Source organism: Chloroflexota bacterium (assembly GCA_013152435.1).
Classification (GTDB): Bacteria; Chloroflexota; Anaerolineae; order DUEN01; family DUEN01; genus DUEN01.
The window spans coordinates 1-15,632 of sequence record JAADGJ010000023.1 but is presented as its reverse complement, the minus strand read 5'-3'; the positions used below and the strand labels follow the sequence as shown (position 1 = coordinate 15,632).

The window sequence follows — 15,632 nt, the reverse complement described above, 5'->3', positions numbered from 1 at the left end:
TATGGCGAATGTGTTGGACATCCCTGTGGACTTGCGCTATACTCTCAGCAGGATTTCCCTACAGCAATGTTAGAAAACAAGGAAGGGGATCACGATGAGTGCAAACGAACGAGCAGGTGGCGAATCCTTGAAGGGACGAGTGGTCAATCCGGCTGATCTGTTGGACTATCAGGAAGGCGCGATCGTGAGCCGGACCATCATGGACGCTCAGACGGGGAATGTGACCCTGTTTGCTTTTGATCGCGGCGAGGGGCTCAGCGAGCATACTACGCCGTTTGATGCCCTGGCGTACATCCTGGACGGCGAAGCGGACATCATGATCTCCGGTGAGACCATGCGCGTCAAGGCCGGGGAGATGGTCATCATGCCCGCGAATGAGCCCCACGCGCTGCAGGCCGTGGAGCGCTTCAAAATGATGCTGGTCATGATCCGCGTGTGACCGACATGTGAATAGACACTGGAGGTCCATGGAGCCGGGAATCCGGCTCCCGGACATGCCTGGCGTCCCCTGGCCCTGACCGGATCAGGGGGCGCGACCGGATGTCCGAGAGGCTGTCCAGATCGGAGGTTAAGCGATGATTCCCAAGGACTTCCCCGGTCGAGGGAAGGTTGCCATCTTGCGCACCCGACCCGAGACGGTGTTGGAGGATTATGCCCGGCTGATGGAGCTGGCCGGCTTTGAGGAGGCGTTGCCCAAGGACAAGGACACGATCCTGAAGATCAACATCTCCTGGCAGACGTGGTATCCCGCCTGCTCGACCACGCCTTGGCAGTTGGAGGGCGTGATCCGTGCTTTGCAGGACGCGGGGTATCAGAACCTGATCGGCGCGCACAACCGCACCGTGGTGGTGGATGCGTACGTGGGCGAGCGCAACAACAAGCACAAGGACGTCGTCGATGCGTACGGCGTGCGCAACGTGCACCTGTATGAGCCGGAGATCAAATGGGTGCGCTACGAGCCCAAGGCGCCCATGCTGGTCCTGGATCGGATCTACCCGGAGGGGATCCTGATCCCGGAGATGTTCATCGGCCGGAACATCATCCAGCTGCCCACGGTCAAGACCCACGTCTTCACCACCATCACCGGCGCCATGAAGAACGCGTTCGGCGGGTTGCTGACGGAGAAGCGCCACTGGACCCATGCCCAGATCCACGAGACGTTGGTGGACCTGCTGACGATCCAGCAGGAGATCCACACCGGGCTGTTCGCCGTGATGGACGGCACTTTCGCCGGGGATGGCCCGGGGCCGCGAGCCATGCGCTGGCACGAGAAGGATGTGATCCTCGCCTCGGCCGACCAGGTGGCCATCGACGCCATCTCCGCCAAGATTCAGGGCTTCAACCCGATGGATATCCCCTTCATCCGCATCGCCCATGAGATGGGGCTGGGCGTGGGGGATCCGCGGGAGATCGAGGTGGTGGGCGATCCGGAGGTCGCCGAGGAGAGCTGGGGGTTCGTGCAGGAGGACACCTTTGCCAGCCGTGGACAGAAGATGATCTACCACGGCCCGCTCAAGCCGTTCGAGGGACTGTTGTTGCGCAGCCCGCTGGTGCCGTGGAGCTACTTCGCGTCCAACTTCTATCACAATGTGTACTGGTATCCCTTTGTGGGGCGGAAGCGGGTCCAGGCGGCCTTGGACACCAAGTGGGGACGCCTCTTCCAGAGCTACGGTGACGGTTCGGTGGTGATGCCGGGCGTCGAGCCACGCACCACCCTGGTCGCCACCGCCGGGCTTTTCGGACTGCTCGTCCTGGCGGGGAAGCTGCTGCGTCGCGGCCCCAAGGATAACGCATAGAACGGAAAGGTGTGTCGATGGCGCGACGATGGCGGGTTGACCTCCATTGCCATACCTGGTTCTCCCGGGACGGCCTCTCCTCGCCGGAGATGGTGATCGCCGCCGCCCGGCGGCGGGGGTTGGATCGGCTGGCGATCACGGATCATAACACGATCGCCGGCGCCCTGGAGGCGCAGCGGCTGGCCCCGGATCTCATCATCGTCGGCGAGGAGATCAAGACGGATCGCGGGGAGCTGCTGGCCTACTTCGTGCGGGAGGAGATCCCGCGCGGTATTCCGATGGAGGAGGCGCTGCGCTGGCTGCGGGAGCAGGGGGCGGTGATCAGCGTGTCCCACCCGTTGGATCGCTATCGGCGCGGCTCCGCCGTCGGTCGCGAGGTGTTGTTGGAGATCCTTCCTCACGTGGATGCCGTGGAGGTGTTCAACAGTCGCTGCCTGTGGCCCGCCGACAACTGGATGGCGGAGAGGGTGGCTCGCGAGCATGGCCTGCCCGGTACGGCGGGCAGCGATGCCCACGCCGCCGTCGAGGTGGGCCGGGCGGGACTGGAGCTTCCCCCCTTCCACGACGCGGAGGGGTTCCGACGCAGCCTGGCGGAGGCTCGCGTCGTGGGACGGCTCAGCGGGCCGGGCGTGCACGCGTACAGCGTCTACGCCCGCTGGCGCAATGAGCTGCGTGAGCGTCTGGTATTATCATGATCGTCGGGGTGGCGCTCTCGATCGTGGCCGCGGCGGTGCCCACCGCCCTATACACGTGGCTCGTCTGGTGGTGTGATCGGTACGAGCGGGAGCCGTTGCGCCTGCTGGCGGCCGCGTTCCTGTGGGGGGCCGTCCCTGCCATCCTGCTCTCCCTGATCGTCGAGCTGGTCCTGCATGTGCCGTTGAGCGCGCTGCGCTCCGATATCGCGCGGAACGTCATATCCTCCGGCATCATCGCCCCGCTGGTCGAGGAGCCCGTGAAGGCCCTGGCCTTGCTGGGCTTGTTCCTGTGGGCGCGCCAGGAGTTCGACGGCGTGCTGGACGGCATCGTGTATGGCGCCCTGGTGGGGTTCGGCTTCGCCATGACGGAGAACGTGTTCTACTTCGTCTCCGTCCTCCAGGAGAAGGGCTGGGGCGTGTGGGTGCTGGTGGTGTTCCTGCGATCGGTGGTCTTCGGCTTCAATCACGCCTTCTTCACCAGCATCGTGGGGATCGGCCTGGGCGTGGCCCGGACAACGCGGCGTCGATGGGCTCGCTGGACGATCCCGGTGCTCGCCTTGATGGGGGCCATCGGCTTCCATTTCGTGCACAATGTGGGGGCGGCGTTGGCGGAGCTGAACTGCCTCAGCGTGGGGGTCAGCCTTCTCGCCGATTGGGGAGGGGTTTGGATCGTCGTGGCCATCATCGTGCTGGCGCGGCGGCAGGAGCGGCGGTGGATCTGGGAGTATCTGGCTGATGAGGGGATCCCAGAGTCCGATCGGCGGGCTGCGGTTTCCGCCCGAGGGTGGGGACGTATCCCTGCCTCGGCGCGCAGGCGGGACCCCGAGCGTGCGCCCACCTCGCGAGAGTATTACCAGCTGTTGGCGGAGTTGGCCCTTCGGAAGCACCGGCTGGCGCGCCTGGGCGATGAGCCTGGCTTGCAGCAGGAGATCGTGCAGCTGCGATCACGGATATGGGAGATGCGGAACGCCCGGGCCGACGCCATGTAGGCGGCGCGGCTCGTGCGCCTGGCGGGCAGGTCTATCGCCTCTGCGCCGGGGAGGTCTAAGGGGGCTTGCCTCTCCAGCGAACAATTTCCCTGGCCCGCTATCCCCGGTCCCCGGACCGGGCGCTGGCTGGGATCAGGCAGACCGACGGCGGAGGGAAGGGGGCGAGGATACCTCACCCTTGTGGTCACCAACCGTCTGACGCTATACTCTCATTGGGCTTGACGATTGGACTTTGGAGAGATCACCCTTGATCTGTCACATAGTCACATATTGGATGCTGCTGCTTGCAGCACATGAGTAGCGGTACCGGTGGTCTTTGTTCAAAGTCCAGGGATGAAAGGGGAGGAAGACATCATGGCGAAACCCAAGGTGTATGTGACGCGCTTGATCCCGGAGGAGGGCCTGAACATGGTCCTGGAGGCGTGCGACGCGGAGGTGTGGGAGGGCGAGTTGCCCCCGCCACGAGAGGTGTTGCTGGAGAAGGTCAAGGGCAAGGATGGGCTCCTCTGCCTTTTGACGGATAAGGTGGACGCGGAGCTGATGGACACAGCGGGCACGCTGAAGGTCATCAGCAACTACGCGGTGGGGTATGACAACATCGACGTGAAGGCGGCCACCGAGCGAGGGATCCCCGTGGGGAACACTCCAGGCGTCCTGACCGATACCACAGCCGACTTCGCGTTCACCCTGCTGATGGCGGTGGCCCGCCGCGTGGTGGAAGGCGTGGACTACGTGCGGGCGGGCAAGTGGAAGACATGGGGCCCGCGGCTGCTGTTGGGGCAGGATGTGCATGGCGCCACGCTGGGGATCATCGGCTTCGGGCGCATCGGCCAGGCGATGGCTCGCCGGGCCAAAGGGTTTGACATGAAGGTCCTCTACTACGACATCTATCGGCGCGAGGACTTGGAAGAGAGCATGGGCGTGCAGTATGCGGATATGGACACGCTGCTCCGGGAGTCCGATTTCGTCACGATCCACACGAACCTGAACGAGAGCACGTATCATCTGCTCGATCGGGAGGCCTTCGCGAAGATGAAGCCGACGGCCATCCTGATCAACACGGCGCGCGGCCCCATCGTGGACCCGGAGGCGCTGGCGGAGGCGCTGGAGCAGGGGAAGATCGCCGGGGCGGGGCTGGACGTGACGGAGCCGGAGCCCATCAACATGGATAGCCCGCTGTTGAAGTTCCCCAATTGCGTCATCGTGCCGCACATCGCCTCGGCCAGCGTGGCCACGCGCGGGCTGATGGCGCGCATGGCGGCGGAGAATCTGCTGGCGGGTTTGCGTGGCGAGCGGCTGCCCAATTGCGTCAATCCGGAAGTGTACGAGCGATAGGAGTGAGGGCCATGCGTCGGATCCGGATTACGGCGGGAAACGTGTCGGCGGAGGCGGAGCTGAACGATTCGGCGACGGCCGATGCCATCTGGAAGGCGCTGCCGCTGAAGGCCTGGGCCAACACCTGGGGGGATGAGATCTACTTCGGCATCCCGGTATACGTGGAAGCGGAGGACGCTCAAGAGGTGGTGGAGATGGGGGACCTGGGCTATTGGCCGCCCGGGAACGCGTTCTGCATCTTCTTCGGCCGCACGCCGGCCAGCGTGGGGGATGAGATCCGGCCGGCCAGCCCGGTGAACGTCTTCGGCCGGGTGCTGGGCGATCCCACCGTGTTCAAGGCCGTGCGGGACGGCGAGGAGGTGGTGATCGAGGCGGTCGAGGGATAGCGGTTCCGTCTCGGTTGCGCTTCTGTGTTCGCCTCGGTCCCCGGACCGAGGCGAATTTGTGTGGGTTCGCTCCTTGGAGGTAAATCGACAAGAAACACCTGGATAATCCAACACAGGCTGGGCATGGGAGCCCAGCCTGCTGCGACGTGAGGACCGCCGATATGAGCCCCATTGTTCGAGGCTTGTCTTCTTGATTTGCCCCTGCCTTATAACAGCCTATCCATCCGGTCCCGATTCAGAAACGTGCCCTGCCCGTCGATCAGGAGGGGAAGACGTCTTCCACGGACCCAGACGGAGCGCCAGGGGGTGACGATGCCCCTGGGCAGCCAGTATCCCAGGTGATCTCGACGGCTCCGAACGTCCGAGGGGTCCAGCACATGCTTCTGTAGTCCGAAGAAACGCACGGTGTAGACGTGGAGCCTGCCGTCCACCTCGTCCAGGTCCACCTGGGCGACGTAACACTTCCCGTACAGCCACATCCCGGCGGCGAACCCAACCCCCAGCAGGGCGACGCCGATCCCCCATGCCAGCCGAACCCCCAGGGGGGCCAGGACGCCCCCGTCCGCCGGGTTTAGCCCATAGGTGTGGGCCAGGTGCCATCCCACTCGCAGGCTGATCACGGCGCAGATGAGCGAGAAGATCATCACGCCACGGACTTTGGTCAATTGCCAGCCTGCACGGTAGAGGGGGATCATGGTTGGCGTCTTCTCTCGGCTTTGCGGGTGGCCTGGGGTGAGGATCACGTCCCCACGACGTATGTCGCCCGGCCGCGGGACATATCCTGCACCCGAGCGGTGAAACGCTCGACGTGCTCCACGGGAAGCCGGATCTCCAGCGTCACCGCCTCGGCGAACTGTTGGTCCGTGATCTCGGCCTCGTATTCGGGCAGGACGCGCTGCAACGGCTCGAAGAGCACGTATGGGATCTCGATCCGCACGGTGGATCGTTCCACCTTCTCGGTCAGGGGCAGCGCCTCCAGCACGGCCTTCACGCCGCCGGCGTACGCTCGCACCAGCCCTCCCGTGCCCAGCTTGGTGCCGCCGAAGTAGCGGGTGACGACCACCGTGATGTCCCCCACGCCGCTGCCCTGGAGCACGGCCAGCATGGGGCGACCCGCCGTACCCGAGGGCTCCCCGTCGTCGCTCATGCCGACGTGGGCGGTGCTTCCCGGCGGGCCCACCAGGTACGCCCAGCAGTTGTGGCTCGCGTCGGCGAACTCCGATCGGATCTCCTGGATGAATTGCTGGGCGGCCTCCACGGTGGGCGTGTAGTCGGCTGTGGTGATGAAGCGGGAGCGGCGGATCACCTCCTCCACCCGGGTGCGCCCGGCGGGGATCGGGTAGCGGTTGGGGGTTGCCATCAGATCGGCTCCACGTCGTGGGGCCCCGACTCTCGCTGGCCGGCCGGGGTGATGCGGAGGAACTCCGCGTTGGCCTGTAGCTCCTCAATGGAGAACGCCCCAGCGTAGCTCAGTCCGGAGCGCAGGCCTCCCACCAGTTGCGCCAGCACCTCGCTCACCGGGCCTCGATAGGGCACCGTGGCCTCCACACCCTCCGGCACCACCTTCTCCCAGTCGATCTCCTCGCCGGTCTCGGCGTACTCGCCCTCGCCCCGCTGTCGGCTGAAGGCGGCGCCCAGCGAGGCCATCCCCCGCACGACCTTGTAGCGGCGGCCGCCGCGGATGACGATGATGCCCGGGCTCTCCGTGGTCCCCGCCAGCAGGCTGCCCACCATCACCGACGATGCGCCTGCCGCCAGCGCCTTGGTCAGGTCGCCCGAGTTGCGGATGCCGCCGTCGGCGATGATGGGAATGCCGGTGTCTCGGGCGGCCTGGGCGCATTCCAGGATGGCCGACAGTTGTGGCACGCCGAAGCCTGTGACCAGCCGTGTGATGCAGATCGAGCCGGGGCCGATGCCGACCTTCACCGCATCCACGCCCTCGGCGATCAGATCCCGTACGCCCTGGGCCGTGGCCACGTTCCCCGCCACCAGCTCGACATCGCCGAACTCCCGACGGATAGCGCGCACGGCGTGGATGGCGTTGTCGGAGTGCCCGTGGGCGATGTCGATGACCAGCAGGTCGGCTCCCGCCTCCAGCAGGAGCTGGGCGCGCTCCAGGAAGCCGGGCCGCACGCCGATGGCGGCCCCCACCCGCAGTCGGCCCTTGTCATCTCGGGTCGCGTGGGGGTATTTCTCCCGCTTGACGATATCCTTGCTGGTGATCAGCCCGTGGACCGTGCCGTCCTCGTTGAGCAAGGGGAGCTTCTCGATTCGGTGTCGCCGCAGGATGCGCTTGGCCTCCTCGATGCTGGTCCCCACCGGCGCCGTGATCAGCCGTTCCCGGGGGGTCATGGAGGAGGTCACCCGTTGCTCCAAATCCTCGGCGAAGAGGATGTCGCGAGTGGTCAGAATGCCCAACAGCTTGTGGGCCTCGTCCACAATGAGGATGCCGCCGATGTCCTCGCGGGTCATCAGCTCCTGGGCCTGGCGGAGCGTGGCCGTCGGGGGCAGCGTCAGCGGCTGCTCCACCACATAACTTTCGCCCCGCTTGACGCGGGCGACCTCCGCCGCCTGGCGCTGGGGCGACATGAACCGGTGGATGATCCCGATGCCGCCCTCTCGCGCCATCGCGATGGCCATGGCGGATTCGGTGACGGTGTCCATGTTGGCGCTGACGATGGGGATGTGAAGCGTGATGTGTCGAGTCAGCCGGGTGGCCGTGCTGACATCCTGCCGGGAGGCCACCGCCGACCGCTTCGGCACCAACAGCACATCGTCAAACGTCAGCCCCTCTCTCATGCTCTCTGCCCTTCGTCCGGGGATATGGATCAGCTCCACTCCCCGACCACGCGCAGCACCCCGGTGATTCGGCCGTCCGGGGTGGTCGCCTCGTGTTGCAGGATGACCGAGGTCTCTCGCCCGTCATCCAGCCGCAGGCGCAAGGGGACGTCCTTGTAGAGCTCCAGCCCCGGCTTGGGGCGTTTCTCGTACGTGTACACGATGCGGACGCTGTGGTCGGGATCGCCGGGTTCGCGATACTCGGCGATCTGGCAGTCCAGGATCGCCTCCGGTTTGTCCTTGTTGGGGAGGAACAGCTCACCCTTCATTGGCAGCTCCTTGTACGTGTGGGCTTTCGCGAGTCATGGATCGGTTCTGCGCCATCTATGATTAGGAGCACGGCATCGCTGTGCCCCGTGCGCATCCATGTGAAAAGGAAAGGCTTCTTTTCTCCCAGGTGATCGATATCACCATGGGAGGCAGCTTTCCATAGCCATCCAGCGGTGGGCGGATTTCCATATCTGCCCATTGGTATCAAGTTAAGCGATACGGAAGCGTGGCCCTGCATCTTTGGGGTGGCTCGGAGGGGCTTCCCTCCGCACCTCCCCTGTCAGGTGCGACCGCCTGTGGAGGGAAAAAGCGACAGACGGGGGCCTCGCCCATGCTGTTCAGTTGATGCGAATAGGCAGATTTCCATATCTGCTCTACCGCTTAGGCTTCCCATAACGCAAAGGGTATGTTTGGAATGAGCAATGTGGGGCGCAACCCTACGAGTATCTACTCTTGTAGCTGCCCATGCGCTTTCCTAACTCCATCGGTGCTGCGCGACCGCGATTGTACCAGAGCCCGTTGGGTGTGGCAAACGTCGGTGGAACGGGGACGGCTCAAAATCTTGGGAGGCTTTTGGGGGCAAGGCTCCTCAGGAGAGGTCTTCCTCTTGAGGGAGCGGTTGGGAGGGGAGGTCCTTCTGTGCTACAATCGATGCGTTGAGAACTCAAGAGATCAGGAGGGGACGATGCGCATCGCAGCGGTTTCGGACATCCATGATAACATCTGGAATCTGGAAAAGGCGCTGAAGGGCATCGCCGAGGCGGGCGCGGAGGCGCTCATTTGCTGCGGCGACTTTTGCGCCCCTTTCAGCCTGAAGCAGATCGCGGACGGCTTCGAGGGGCCGATCCACGTGGTCTTCGGCAACAACGACGGCGACCCGCTGCTGTTGTCCCGGGTGGCGGGCCAGTATGGCGACCGGGTGACGTTGCATGGGATCTACGCCGAGCTGGAGTTAGGCGGGCGGCAGATCGCCGTGATCCATTATCCGGAGCCTGCGCGGCGGATCGCGCAGGCTGGCGCGCTCGATCTCGTGCTGTACGGCCATGACCATCAGCGCCACGCCGAGCGGGTGGGGCGCACGCTGCTTGCCAACCCGGGCGAGGTCATGGGCCGTTGGGGGACGCCGACGTTCGGATTGTACGACACGGAGACCGGGGAGATCTCCCATGTGACGTTCTAGCCGGTGAGGGGCGACCGAGACGGATCGCTGCTGGAGTCAGGGCGGCAGCACGACCTCCTCGCGGCCGCTCAGGCGGTCCTGGATCCGCTCGATGATGAGGTCCAGGTGGGCGGGCGTGTGGACGAAGTCCAGATGATCGGCCGGGATGGTGAGCACCGGGCACAGCCGGAAGTCCCGAATCCACGCCTCGTACAGCGCGTTCAGCCGGGTCAGGTAATCCTCCGGGATGGAGCGCTCGAAGTCCCGGCCTCGGCGGGCGATGCGCTCCAGCAGGGTCGGCACCGAGGCGCGCAGGTAGATCACCAGATCGGGCGGGGGTAGGAAGGAGATCATCGCCTCGTAGAGCTCGCGATACGTGTTCCAGTCGCGCTCGCTCATGTGCCCCTGCATGTAGAGGTTCCGGGCGAAGATCTCGGCGTCCTCGTACACGCTGCGGTCCTGGATCACGGAGCTGGGATGAGAGAGGAGCTGCCGCAGGTGCCGCAGCCGCCGGGAGAGGAAGAAGATCTGGGAGTGGAACGCCCATGCCCGCATGTCCCGGTAGAAGTCGGCCAGATAGGGGTTGTCCGAGACGGCCTCGAAGAAGGGCTCCCAGCCCAGCCGCTCGCTGAGCAGACGGGTGAGGGCGGTCTTCCCCGCGCCGATGTTGCCGGCCACGGTCACGAAGTACGTGTTCACGACCCATCTCCCGTCGGCGGTCGGGAGTGCGACCAGGAGCGCTGCCAGTTCTTGCCCATCTTCTCCACGTAGGCCGCTTCCAGGTCGATGCCAGCGGAGTTGGCGATCTTCAGCAGGAAGGCGAGCACGTCGGCCAGCTCCTCCTTGAGGTGGGATAGCCGGGCCTGGAGCGCCTCGTCCTGAGCCTGGCGGCGGTTGCCGACCTTTTGCAGCCGGGCTTGCTCCTCGATCCAGATGAGCTTCAGCTCCCGGCCGATCTCGCCCACCTCCTCCGTCAGGCATATGAAGTTCAGGTAGAGGTCGGAGACGAAGCCCTTCTCCCGGTCCAGCGCGTGGTGGAACTGCTGGAAGTCGCCTAGCCGGCGTCGTCCCTCGGCCAGGACGGGCGGCCCCGCGATGGGGAGCGAGGAGGGCATGTCCGGGAGCGGCGGCTGGAAGGTGCCCTCGTCCAGCGTCGTCCGGATCCGGCCGATGATCTCCGCCCGGTCCTGGGGGTTGCGCACGAAGTCCAGGTGATCGGTATCGATGGCCAGAAGAGGGGCCTCGCCGTAGGAGCTGAAGAAGCGCTCGTAGGCCTGGCGCACATCCTCGATGTAGTCTCGCGACATGTCGCGCTCGTATGGGCGGTCGCGCAGGGCGATCCGATGCATCAGCACGTCCGTGCTGGCCCGCAGGTACACCACCAGATCCGGCGTCGGGATGTGCTCGCTCAGCGCGTCGTAGAGCTGCTCGTAGACCGCCAACTCGTCGTTGTGCAGGTTCAGATGGGCGAACAGCCAGTCCTTGGCGAACAGGTAGTCGCTGACCAGGGAGCCGCGGGCCAGGGTATCCGGTACCACGCGGCTCTGCTGCCGATATCGGCTGAGCAGGAAGAAGATCTGGGTCTGGAAGGCGTAGCGTTCACGGTCCTTGTAGAAATCGCTGAGGAACGGGTTCTCCTCGAAGACCTCCAGGAGCACTTCGGCCCCGAAGGCGTCACCGAGGATGCGAGCCAGCGTCGTTTTGCCCACGCCGATGGGGCCTTCGATCGCGATGTACACTTTGCGGTCCACCGTCTGTCCCCCGATGGTCGGTTGGATGGGGAGAGCATACCGCTGCGCCGGGGAAAAGTCAAGGTGAAACCCCGATCCGGCCTCATCCGTATGGTAGAATGGATGCGGCGCAATGATGAGGATACGGGATGTGCCAGGTGAACGAACAGGAGCTGGCCTGGATCCGACAGGCCCGGGCGGGGGATCGCGCGGCGTTTGGCCGCCTGGTGGAGGCGTACCAGACCCCTGTCTACAATTTGGCCTATCGCATGCTGGGCGATGCCGAGGAGGCGGAGGACGCCGCACAGGAGACCTTCCTACGTGCGTATACGCGTCTGCATACGTATCGCCCCGAGCACAAGTTCTCGACGTGGATCCTCTCCATCGCGTCGCACCATTGCATCGATCGTCTGCGGCGGCGGCGTTTCATCTGGCTCTCCGCGGACGAGGAACCTGTCCGCCGAGCTTTGCAGGCCCGGGTTGTCGAGAGATCTCCGGAGGAGGTGGCGCTGGAGTCGGAGCGCCGCGAGGAGATCCGGGCTATGCTGGACGTGTTGGACCCGATGTATCGGGCGCCGATCGTCCTGCGATACTGGCACGATCTCTCCTACAAGGAGATCGCCGAGGTGATGGGGATCACCGAGGCCGCGGTGAAGACTCGACTGCATCGGGCCCGGCTGCAGCTGGCCGAACATCTGCGGGCGAACCCGCAGGTGATGGAGAGGGCGGCTGTCTCAGGTGGACATTCGTGAGGTTATGAGCATGGAACATGCGGATTATACGCTTTGGATGTCGATGGCGTTGGACGGGATGCTGACGCCGGAGGAGGAACGGGAGCTCCATCGACATCTGTCCGTTTGCCCGGAGTGTCGCGCTCTGTGGGAGACGTGGGTGCGGGTGGACGAGGGGTTGCGGGCCGCTCCCATGGTGGCGCCGTCGCCTGGATTCCCCGCGCGCGTGGAGGCCCGGCTGCGGGCGCACGAGCTGCGGCGCCGAGGCGCCATCGGTGGCCTGCTGATGCTGTTGGGATCCATCGCCCTCTGGTCGGCGTTGCTCCTGGCGGTTGCCGCTGTGATCATCTGGTGGCTGCTCGGCAACCCGCCAGCGCTGTTCTGGCTGATGCGCTTCCTCATCACGACCGTCTCCACGTTCTCGGTGCTTCTGCAGGTCATTCGGTTGATATGGGAGAGCCTGACCGATCCCTCCGTTCAGCCGTTGATGGTGGGATATGTGTCCATCATGTTCGGTCTGGCCATTCTGTGGCTCCACATGGTCCAGCGTGTGCGACCGGAGGCGGATCGGTCGACCGCGTGAAAGGCGTAGAGATGGGGGTGTATGAGATCCGTTGGTGGGAGGAGGATGCTATGCGGCGAGAGCGTTGGGTGTGGGTGCTCCTGTTGATCATTGGGATATGGCTCCTGCCCGCTCCCGTTCAGGCCCAGACGGAGACGGGGAATCGGGTCATCTTCGGCCAGTCGTATACGCTGCCGGCGGGCCATCGGCTCAAGGGCGACCTGGCGGTCTTCGGGGGAGCGGTGACTTTGGAGGAGGAATCCCAGGTCGAGGGCGACATTGTGATCGCCGGTGGAAGCTTGCGGATTGCCGGTCGGGTGGACGGCGACATCGCCGTGCTGGGGGGGAACCTCTCCTTGTTGAGCACGGCGTATGTGGACGGGGATGTGGCGGTGCTGGGGGGCAGCGTCAGCCGGGATGAGGGGGCGGTGGTGACCGGTGAGATGGTCACCGGGTTCGCCTGGGGAGGGCCCAGGTCCTTCGGGTGGCCTGGGATCACGATCCCTGAGATCCCCCGGATCTCGATGCGAACGTCTGGGGCGGAGTTACTGGTCCAGGCGTTCCTGCGTCTGCTGAGTGCCCTGTTGCTGGCGGCTCTGATGGGGGCGTTGGCGGTGGCCGTTGTATCCATTGCCCCTGAGGCGACCCGCCGGGTGGAAGATGCGATGCTGGTCTCGCCCGGTCTTTCCCTGATCGTCGGCGTGATCACGTTGATCCTGGTGTTCGGCCTGGTGGGCTTCCTTGCCGTTACCATCTGCCTGTTGCCCATCGCCATCCTGCTGACCCTCTCCCTGATGCTGGCCATGCTTTGGGGCTGGATCGCGTTGGGATGGATCCTGGGCGATCGTCTGTTGCGGGCTTTGGACGTGGAGGATCCGAATCCGCTGTTGGCCTCCGTGATCGGCGTGTCGCTCATCTCGCTGATTTCCCGTCTGCCGTGTCTGGGAGCTCTGCTCTTCATGCTCGGGGCCAGCCTGGGGTTGGGCGCCGTGATCCTCACCCGTGGGGGGACACGGGCATACGTAGCGCGGCAACCGGTCGCTCCGCCTCCGCCGTCGGAGGAAGGGGCGGGGCCGCCTGCTCCACCGCCGGAAGGGGAGCCGCAGCCGCCACCTCCGCCGGAGGCCGCATCATCGTCGACTTCTCCTCCGCCCGAGGAGGAGCCGCCGGAAGCCGGGTCATGAGAGTCCGTTGAAAGGGGAGGTGCGGAGGGGAAGCCCCTCCGCAGGAAAACTCTTTTCCTCGCCTTTTACCTGCCTGGTTGGGGCTTTGGCCGGTGGCCTTCGGCCCCACGAGGCAGGTGAAGGGCTGGAAATAGATTTCTTCGCCTGCGGTGGCGTGGGAGCCACCGGAGAAGGCAGATTCCCAATAGCCGCCCGATCGTGGGGCGGCTATTTTTCGTCCTCACCGTTGGGGTGGAGGTAGGGGATCGTAAGCGGTCCCTCGGGGAGCACGGCCACCCGGCCGCCGTAGCGCGAGATCAGATCCGACAGGGCAGCCGATGGATCCGCGACGGGCGTGAGGCCCAGGGAGCGCACCTGCGCGTCCGGCAGTGAGGAGTATAGATAGACATCCGCTTTCCGCTGGATTTGCGCCTGAATCTGGACCTGCCACTGGTCCTGCATCTGAAACCCCGGGCTCATGATCATCTCCAGCAACTCGGCCGGGGTCTCCCGCATGCGCAGCAGTCGGGCGTAGGGGCCGTGCTCCGGGATCCCATCCGAGCATTCGGACGTGACCAGGATGGCCCCGCCCTGGCGCACGATGCGTGCCGCCGCGCTCATCCCCTTTACGGTCTGGTAGAGGTTTTGGTCCAGCGGGTACCCGCTGTTGCTGGTGATCACGATGTCGAACGGGTGGGGGACGGGCTGAGTCGCCGTGTTGGCCACCTCCCGGCAGCCCTCCCGGTGGGCGTGGATATAGTGCCCGGCGTAGATGCCGGTGATCTCCTGTTCTGGGGTCAGGGTGACGTTGATCATGAAGTGCGGCGGGGCCATGGCGACGGCCTCCTGGATGCCCTGCTGGATGGGGTTGCGGTCCATCTCGGCCCAGGTGGCCGCCGGATGGGCGATCAGCGGCGCGCCGTGGAGGTGCAGGATGGTCTCCAGGCCGGCCACGCCTGGGCAGATCCCCTTGGCGCCCCCGGAGAAGCCGGCGAAGAAGTGCGGCTCGATGAATCCGATCACGATGCGCCGGTCGGCCTCCACCCATCGTCGATTCAGCCATACGTCCACGCCCGATCGCAGCCTGCCCACGCGCTTCAGTGCTGCTCGGTCGGTCGCCGAGTGATTGACCACCTGAACCCGTTCGAGCACCTCCCGGCCCAGCATGGCCTCCAGCTCCTGGGGTGTGTTGGGACGATGAGTGCCCGTCCCGTTCAGGATGGTGATATGTTCATCTGGGACGTGATGCAACGCTTCCAGGAGCCATGGGATCAGCAGGTGGCTGGGACAGGCCCGCGTGCCGTCGGGGATGACGATGCACACCCGGTGATCGGATCGTATGATCTCACGCAAGGGCGGCGTTCGAATGGGCCCCTCTAGGGCCGCGTGGAAGGCTGCCCGGGGATCGGGCAGGGGCTGAGCGGCTCTGGGGGCGATCACCCGGGCGTCATCGGGGACGGTGATGGAAATGCCTTGCCTGCCGTACGCCATCCGGATTCGCACTTGCTCCTCCCACGCCGTCATCTCTGGGTCCGGCCCGTCTTCGTCACTCCGTCCCTGTGTGGGGATTCATGTACGCGTCGTAGTCCTCGGTGATGAAGTCCATCAGCGTCCGGACGAACGTCTCCGGGGCCTCTACGTGGGGGGAGTGTCCCACGCCGCGTAGCACTTCCAGCTGGTTGGCGCCGGGGATGGCCAGGAGCGTCTCCGTGATCGCCTGTCGCTCGACGATGATGTCCTGTTCTCCCCAGATGAGGAGGACGGGCAGGTGGAGGTCCTTCAGACGGTGGATCGCCTGCCATCGTTCCAGCGCCAGGGCGGGCCCGGTGAAGGCCGCCGGCGACTGGCCTTGGGCGTCGTCCACCAGCGACTGGAAGAAGATGTCCGGGGCCCGGCCGGGCATCGTGGAAGCCAACGCCCGAAGCAGCAGCTCCCGATCGGTGCGCATCTGCTCCAGGTATTGCAGTGCCTCGGGGGG

General features: G+C 65.2%; 18 protein-coding genes. 10 read left to right on the top strand and 8 right to left on the bottom strand.

The genetic code is table 11. From position 1 onward, the window contains the following. The first annotated feature begins 94 nt into the window (after positions 1 to 94). From GXP39_03170 to GXP39_03145, 6 genes are all read left to right on the top strand, one after another. The gene (locus GXP39_03170) at positions 95 to 439 is read left to right on the top strand and encodes a cupin domain-containing protein (GenBank protein NOZ27039.1); all 345 of its coding nucleotides are present in this window, start codon (positions 95 to 97) and stop codon (positions 437 to 439) included. A 136-nt stretch (positions 440 to 575) separates the two neighbouring features. After that, the gene (locus GXP39_03165; GenBank protein ID NOZ27038.1) at positions 576 to 1,796 is read left to right on the top strand and encodes a DUF362 domain-containing protein; all 1,221 of its coding nucleotides are present in this window, start codon (positions 576 to 578) and stop codon (positions 1,794 to 1,796) included. 17 nt (positions 1,797 to 1,813) lie between these two features. Continuing rightward, complete coding sequence (locus tag GXP39_03160; GenBank protein NOZ27037.1) at positions 1,814 to 2,491, top strand: PHP domain-containing protein; 678 nt, start codon at positions 1,814 to 1,816, stop codon at positions 2,489 to 2,491. Beyond that, positions 2,488 to 3,480 (top strand): PrsW family intramembrane metalloprotease, encoded by a 993-nt coding sequence (locus GXP39_03155; GenBank protein ID NOZ27036.1) that lies wholly within the window; start codon positions 2,488 to 2,490, stop codon positions 3,478 to 3,480. Before GXP39_03160 ends, GXP39_03155 begins: the two co-directional genes overlap by 4 nt. A 354-nt stretch (positions 3,481 to 3,834) precedes the next feature. Continuing rightward, positions 3,835 to 4,815 carry a D-glycerate dehydrogenase gene (locus GXP39_03150; protein ID NOZ27035.1) on the top strand — a complete coding sequence of 327 codons (981 nt, stop codon included), beginning with the start codon at positions 3,835 to 3,837 and terminating at the stop codon, positions 4,813 to 4,815. 11 nt (positions 4,816 to 4,826) lie between these two features. Further along, positions 4,827 to 5,201, top strand: coding sequence for a hypothetical protein (locus GXP39_03145; GenBank protein NOZ27034.1), 375 nt, complete (start codon positions 4,827 to 4,829; stop codon positions 5,199 to 5,201). Positions 5,202 to 5,407: 206 nt separating this feature from the next. Here the strand turns inward: GXP39_03145 and GXP39_03140 are convergent, their stop codons facing one another. From GXP39_03140 to GXP39_03125, 4 genes are read right to left on the bottom strand one after another with little or no spacing between them, the layout of a single operon-like run. After that, a complete protein-coding gene (locus GXP39_03140) occupies positions 5,408 to 5,896 on the bottom strand; it encodes a hypothetical protein (GenBank protein ID NOZ27033.1) in 489 nt (162 codons plus the stop codon). Between the two features lie 44 nt (positions 5,897 to 5,940). After that, positions 5,941 to 6,561 carry a YigZ family protein gene (locus GXP39_03135; GenBank protein ID NOZ27032.1) on the bottom strand — a complete coding sequence of 207 codons (621 nt, stop codon included), beginning with the start codon at positions 6,559 to 6,561 and terminating at the stop codon, positions 5,941 to 5,943. Then, positions 6,561 to 8,000: an IMP dehydrogenase gene (gene guaB, locus GXP39_03130; GenBank protein ID NOZ27031.1), complete on the bottom strand. Its 1,440-nt coding sequence runs from the start codon at positions 7,998 to 8,000 to the stop codon at positions 6,561 to 6,563. Before guaB ends, GXP39_03135 begins: the two co-directional genes overlap by 1 nt. Positions 8,001 to 8,029: 29 nt before the next feature. Then, positions 8,030 to 8,308, bottom strand: coding sequence for a hypothetical protein (locus tag GXP39_03125; protein ID NOZ27030.1), 279 nt, complete (start codon positions 8,306 to 8,308; stop codon positions 8,030 to 8,032). Positions 8,309 to 8,994: 686 nt separating this feature from the next. Between GXP39_03125 and GXP39_03120 the strand changes: the two genes are divergently transcribed. After that, positions 8,995 to 9,489, top strand: coding sequence for a metallophosphoesterase family protein (locus tag GXP39_03120; GenBank protein ID NOZ27029.1), 495 nt, complete (start codon positions 8,995 to 8,997; stop codon positions 9,487 to 9,489). Positions 9,490 to 9,525: 36 nt separating this feature from the next. Here the strand turns inward: GXP39_03120 and GXP39_03115 are convergent, their stop codons facing one another. Together GXP39_03115 and GXP39_03110 are read right to left on the bottom strand one after the other, a co-directional pair. Beyond that, positions 9,526 to 10,167: a deoxynucleoside kinase gene (locus GXP39_03115; protein ID NOZ27028.1), complete on the bottom strand. Its 642-nt coding sequence runs from the start codon at positions 10,165 to 10,167 to the stop codon at positions 9,526 to 9,528. Beyond that, positions 10,164 to 11,219: a deoxynucleoside kinase gene (locus GXP39_03110; protein NOZ27027.1), complete on the bottom strand. Its 1,056-nt coding sequence runs from the start codon at positions 11,217 to 11,219 to the stop codon at positions 10,164 to 10,166. Before GXP39_03110 ends, GXP39_03115 begins: the two co-directional genes overlap by 4 nt. 128 nt (positions 11,220 to 11,347) lie before the next feature. Between GXP39_03110 and GXP39_03105 the strand changes: the two genes are divergently transcribed. The 3 genes from GXP39_03105 to GXP39_03095 are packed head-to-tail and all read left to right on the top strand — an operon-like array spanning position 11,348 to position 13,675. Next, positions 11,348 to 11,950 carry a sigma-70 family RNA polymerase sigma factor gene (locus GXP39_03105; GenBank protein NOZ27026.1) on the top strand — a complete coding sequence of 201 codons (603 nt, stop codon included), beginning with the start codon at positions 11,348 to 11,350 and terminating at the stop codon, positions 11,948 to 11,950. A 10-nt stretch (positions 11,951 to 11,960) separates the two neighbouring features. Next, positions 11,961 to 12,512: a hypothetical protein gene (locus tag GXP39_03100; GenBank protein ID NOZ27025.1), complete on the top strand. Its 552-nt coding sequence runs from the start codon at positions 11,961 to 11,963 to the stop codon at positions 12,510 to 12,512. A gap of 50 nt (positions 12,513 to 12,562) precedes the next feature. After that, positions 12,563 to 13,675, top strand: coding sequence for a polymer-forming cytoskeletal protein (locus GXP39_03095; protein ID NOZ27024.1), 1,113 nt, complete (start codon positions 12,563 to 12,565; stop codon positions 13,673 to 13,675). A 207-nt stretch (positions 13,676 to 13,882) separates the two neighbouring features. Here the strand turns inward: GXP39_03095 and larA are convergent, their stop codons facing one another. Both larA and GXP39_03085 read right to left on the bottom strand, forming a co-directional pair. Further along, on the bottom strand, positions 13,883 to 15,157 hold the full coding sequence (gene larA / locus GXP39_03090; protein NOZ27023.1) for a nickel-dependent lactate racemase: 1,275 nt from the start codon (positions 15,155 to 15,157) through the stop codon (positions 13,883 to 13,885). A 43-nt stretch (positions 15,158 to 15,200) separates the two neighbouring features. After that, positions 15,201 to 15,632: alpha/beta hydrolase (locus GXP39_03085; protein ID NOZ27022.1), on the bottom strand; the 432-nt coding region annotated here is incomplete at its 5' end.

Excerpts from the sequence above, each read along its gene's own strand:
- GXP39_03170 (NOZ27039.1), top strand. The coding sequence starts at position 95 with ATGAGTGCAAACGAACGAGCAGGTGGCGAATCCTTGAAGGGACGAGTG.
- GXP39_03165 (NOZ27038.1), top strand. The coding sequence starts at position 576 with ATGATTCCCAAGGACTTCCCCGGTCGAGGGAAGGTTGCCATCTTGCGC.
- GXP39_03160 (NOZ27037.1), top strand. The coding sequence starts at position 1,814 with ATGGCGCGACGATGGCGGGTTGACCTCCATTGCCATACCTGGTTCTCC.
- GXP39_03155 (NOZ27036.1), top strand. The coding sequence starts at position 2,488 with ATGATCGTCGGGGTGGCGCTCTCGATCGTGGCCGCGGCGGTGCCCACC.
- GXP39_03150 (NOZ27035.1), top strand. The coding sequence starts at position 3,835 with ATGGCGAAACCCAAGGTGTATGTGACGCGCTTGATCCCGGAGGAGGGC.
- GXP39_03145 (NOZ27034.1), top strand. The coding sequence starts at position 4,827 with ATGCGTCGGATCCGGATTACGGCGGGAAACGTGTCGGCGGAGGCGGAG.
- GXP39_03140 (NOZ27033.1), bottom strand. The coding sequence starts at position 5,896 with ATGATCCCCCTCTACCGTGCAGGCTGGCAATTGACCAAAGTCCGTGGC.
- GXP39_03135 (NOZ27032.1), bottom strand. The coding sequence starts at position 6,561 with ATGGCAACCCCCAACCGCTACCCGATCCCCGCCGGGCGCACCCGGGTG.
- guaB (NOZ27031.1), bottom strand. The coding sequence starts at position 8,000 with ATGAGAGAGGGGCTGACGTTTGACGATGTGCTGTTGGTGCCGAAGCGG.
- GXP39_03125 (NOZ27030.1), bottom strand. The coding sequence starts at position 8,308 with ATGAAGGGTGAGCTGTTCCTCCCCAACAAGGACAAACCGGAGGCGATC.
- GXP39_03120 (NOZ27029.1), top strand. The coding sequence starts at position 8,995 with ATGCGCATCGCAGCGGTTTCGGACATCCATGATAACATCTGGAATCTG.
- GXP39_03105 (NOZ27026.1), top strand. The coding sequence starts at position 11,348 with ATGTGCCAGGTGAACGAACAGGAGCTGGCCTGGATCCGACAGGCCCGG.
- GXP39_03100 (NOZ27025.1), top strand. The coding sequence starts at position 11,961 with ATGGAACATGCGGATTATACGCTTTGGATGTCGATGGCGTTGGACGGG.
- GXP39_03095 (NOZ27024.1), top strand. The coding sequence starts at position 12,563 with ATGCGGCGAGAGCGTTGGGTGTGGGTGCTCCTGTTGATCATTGGGATA.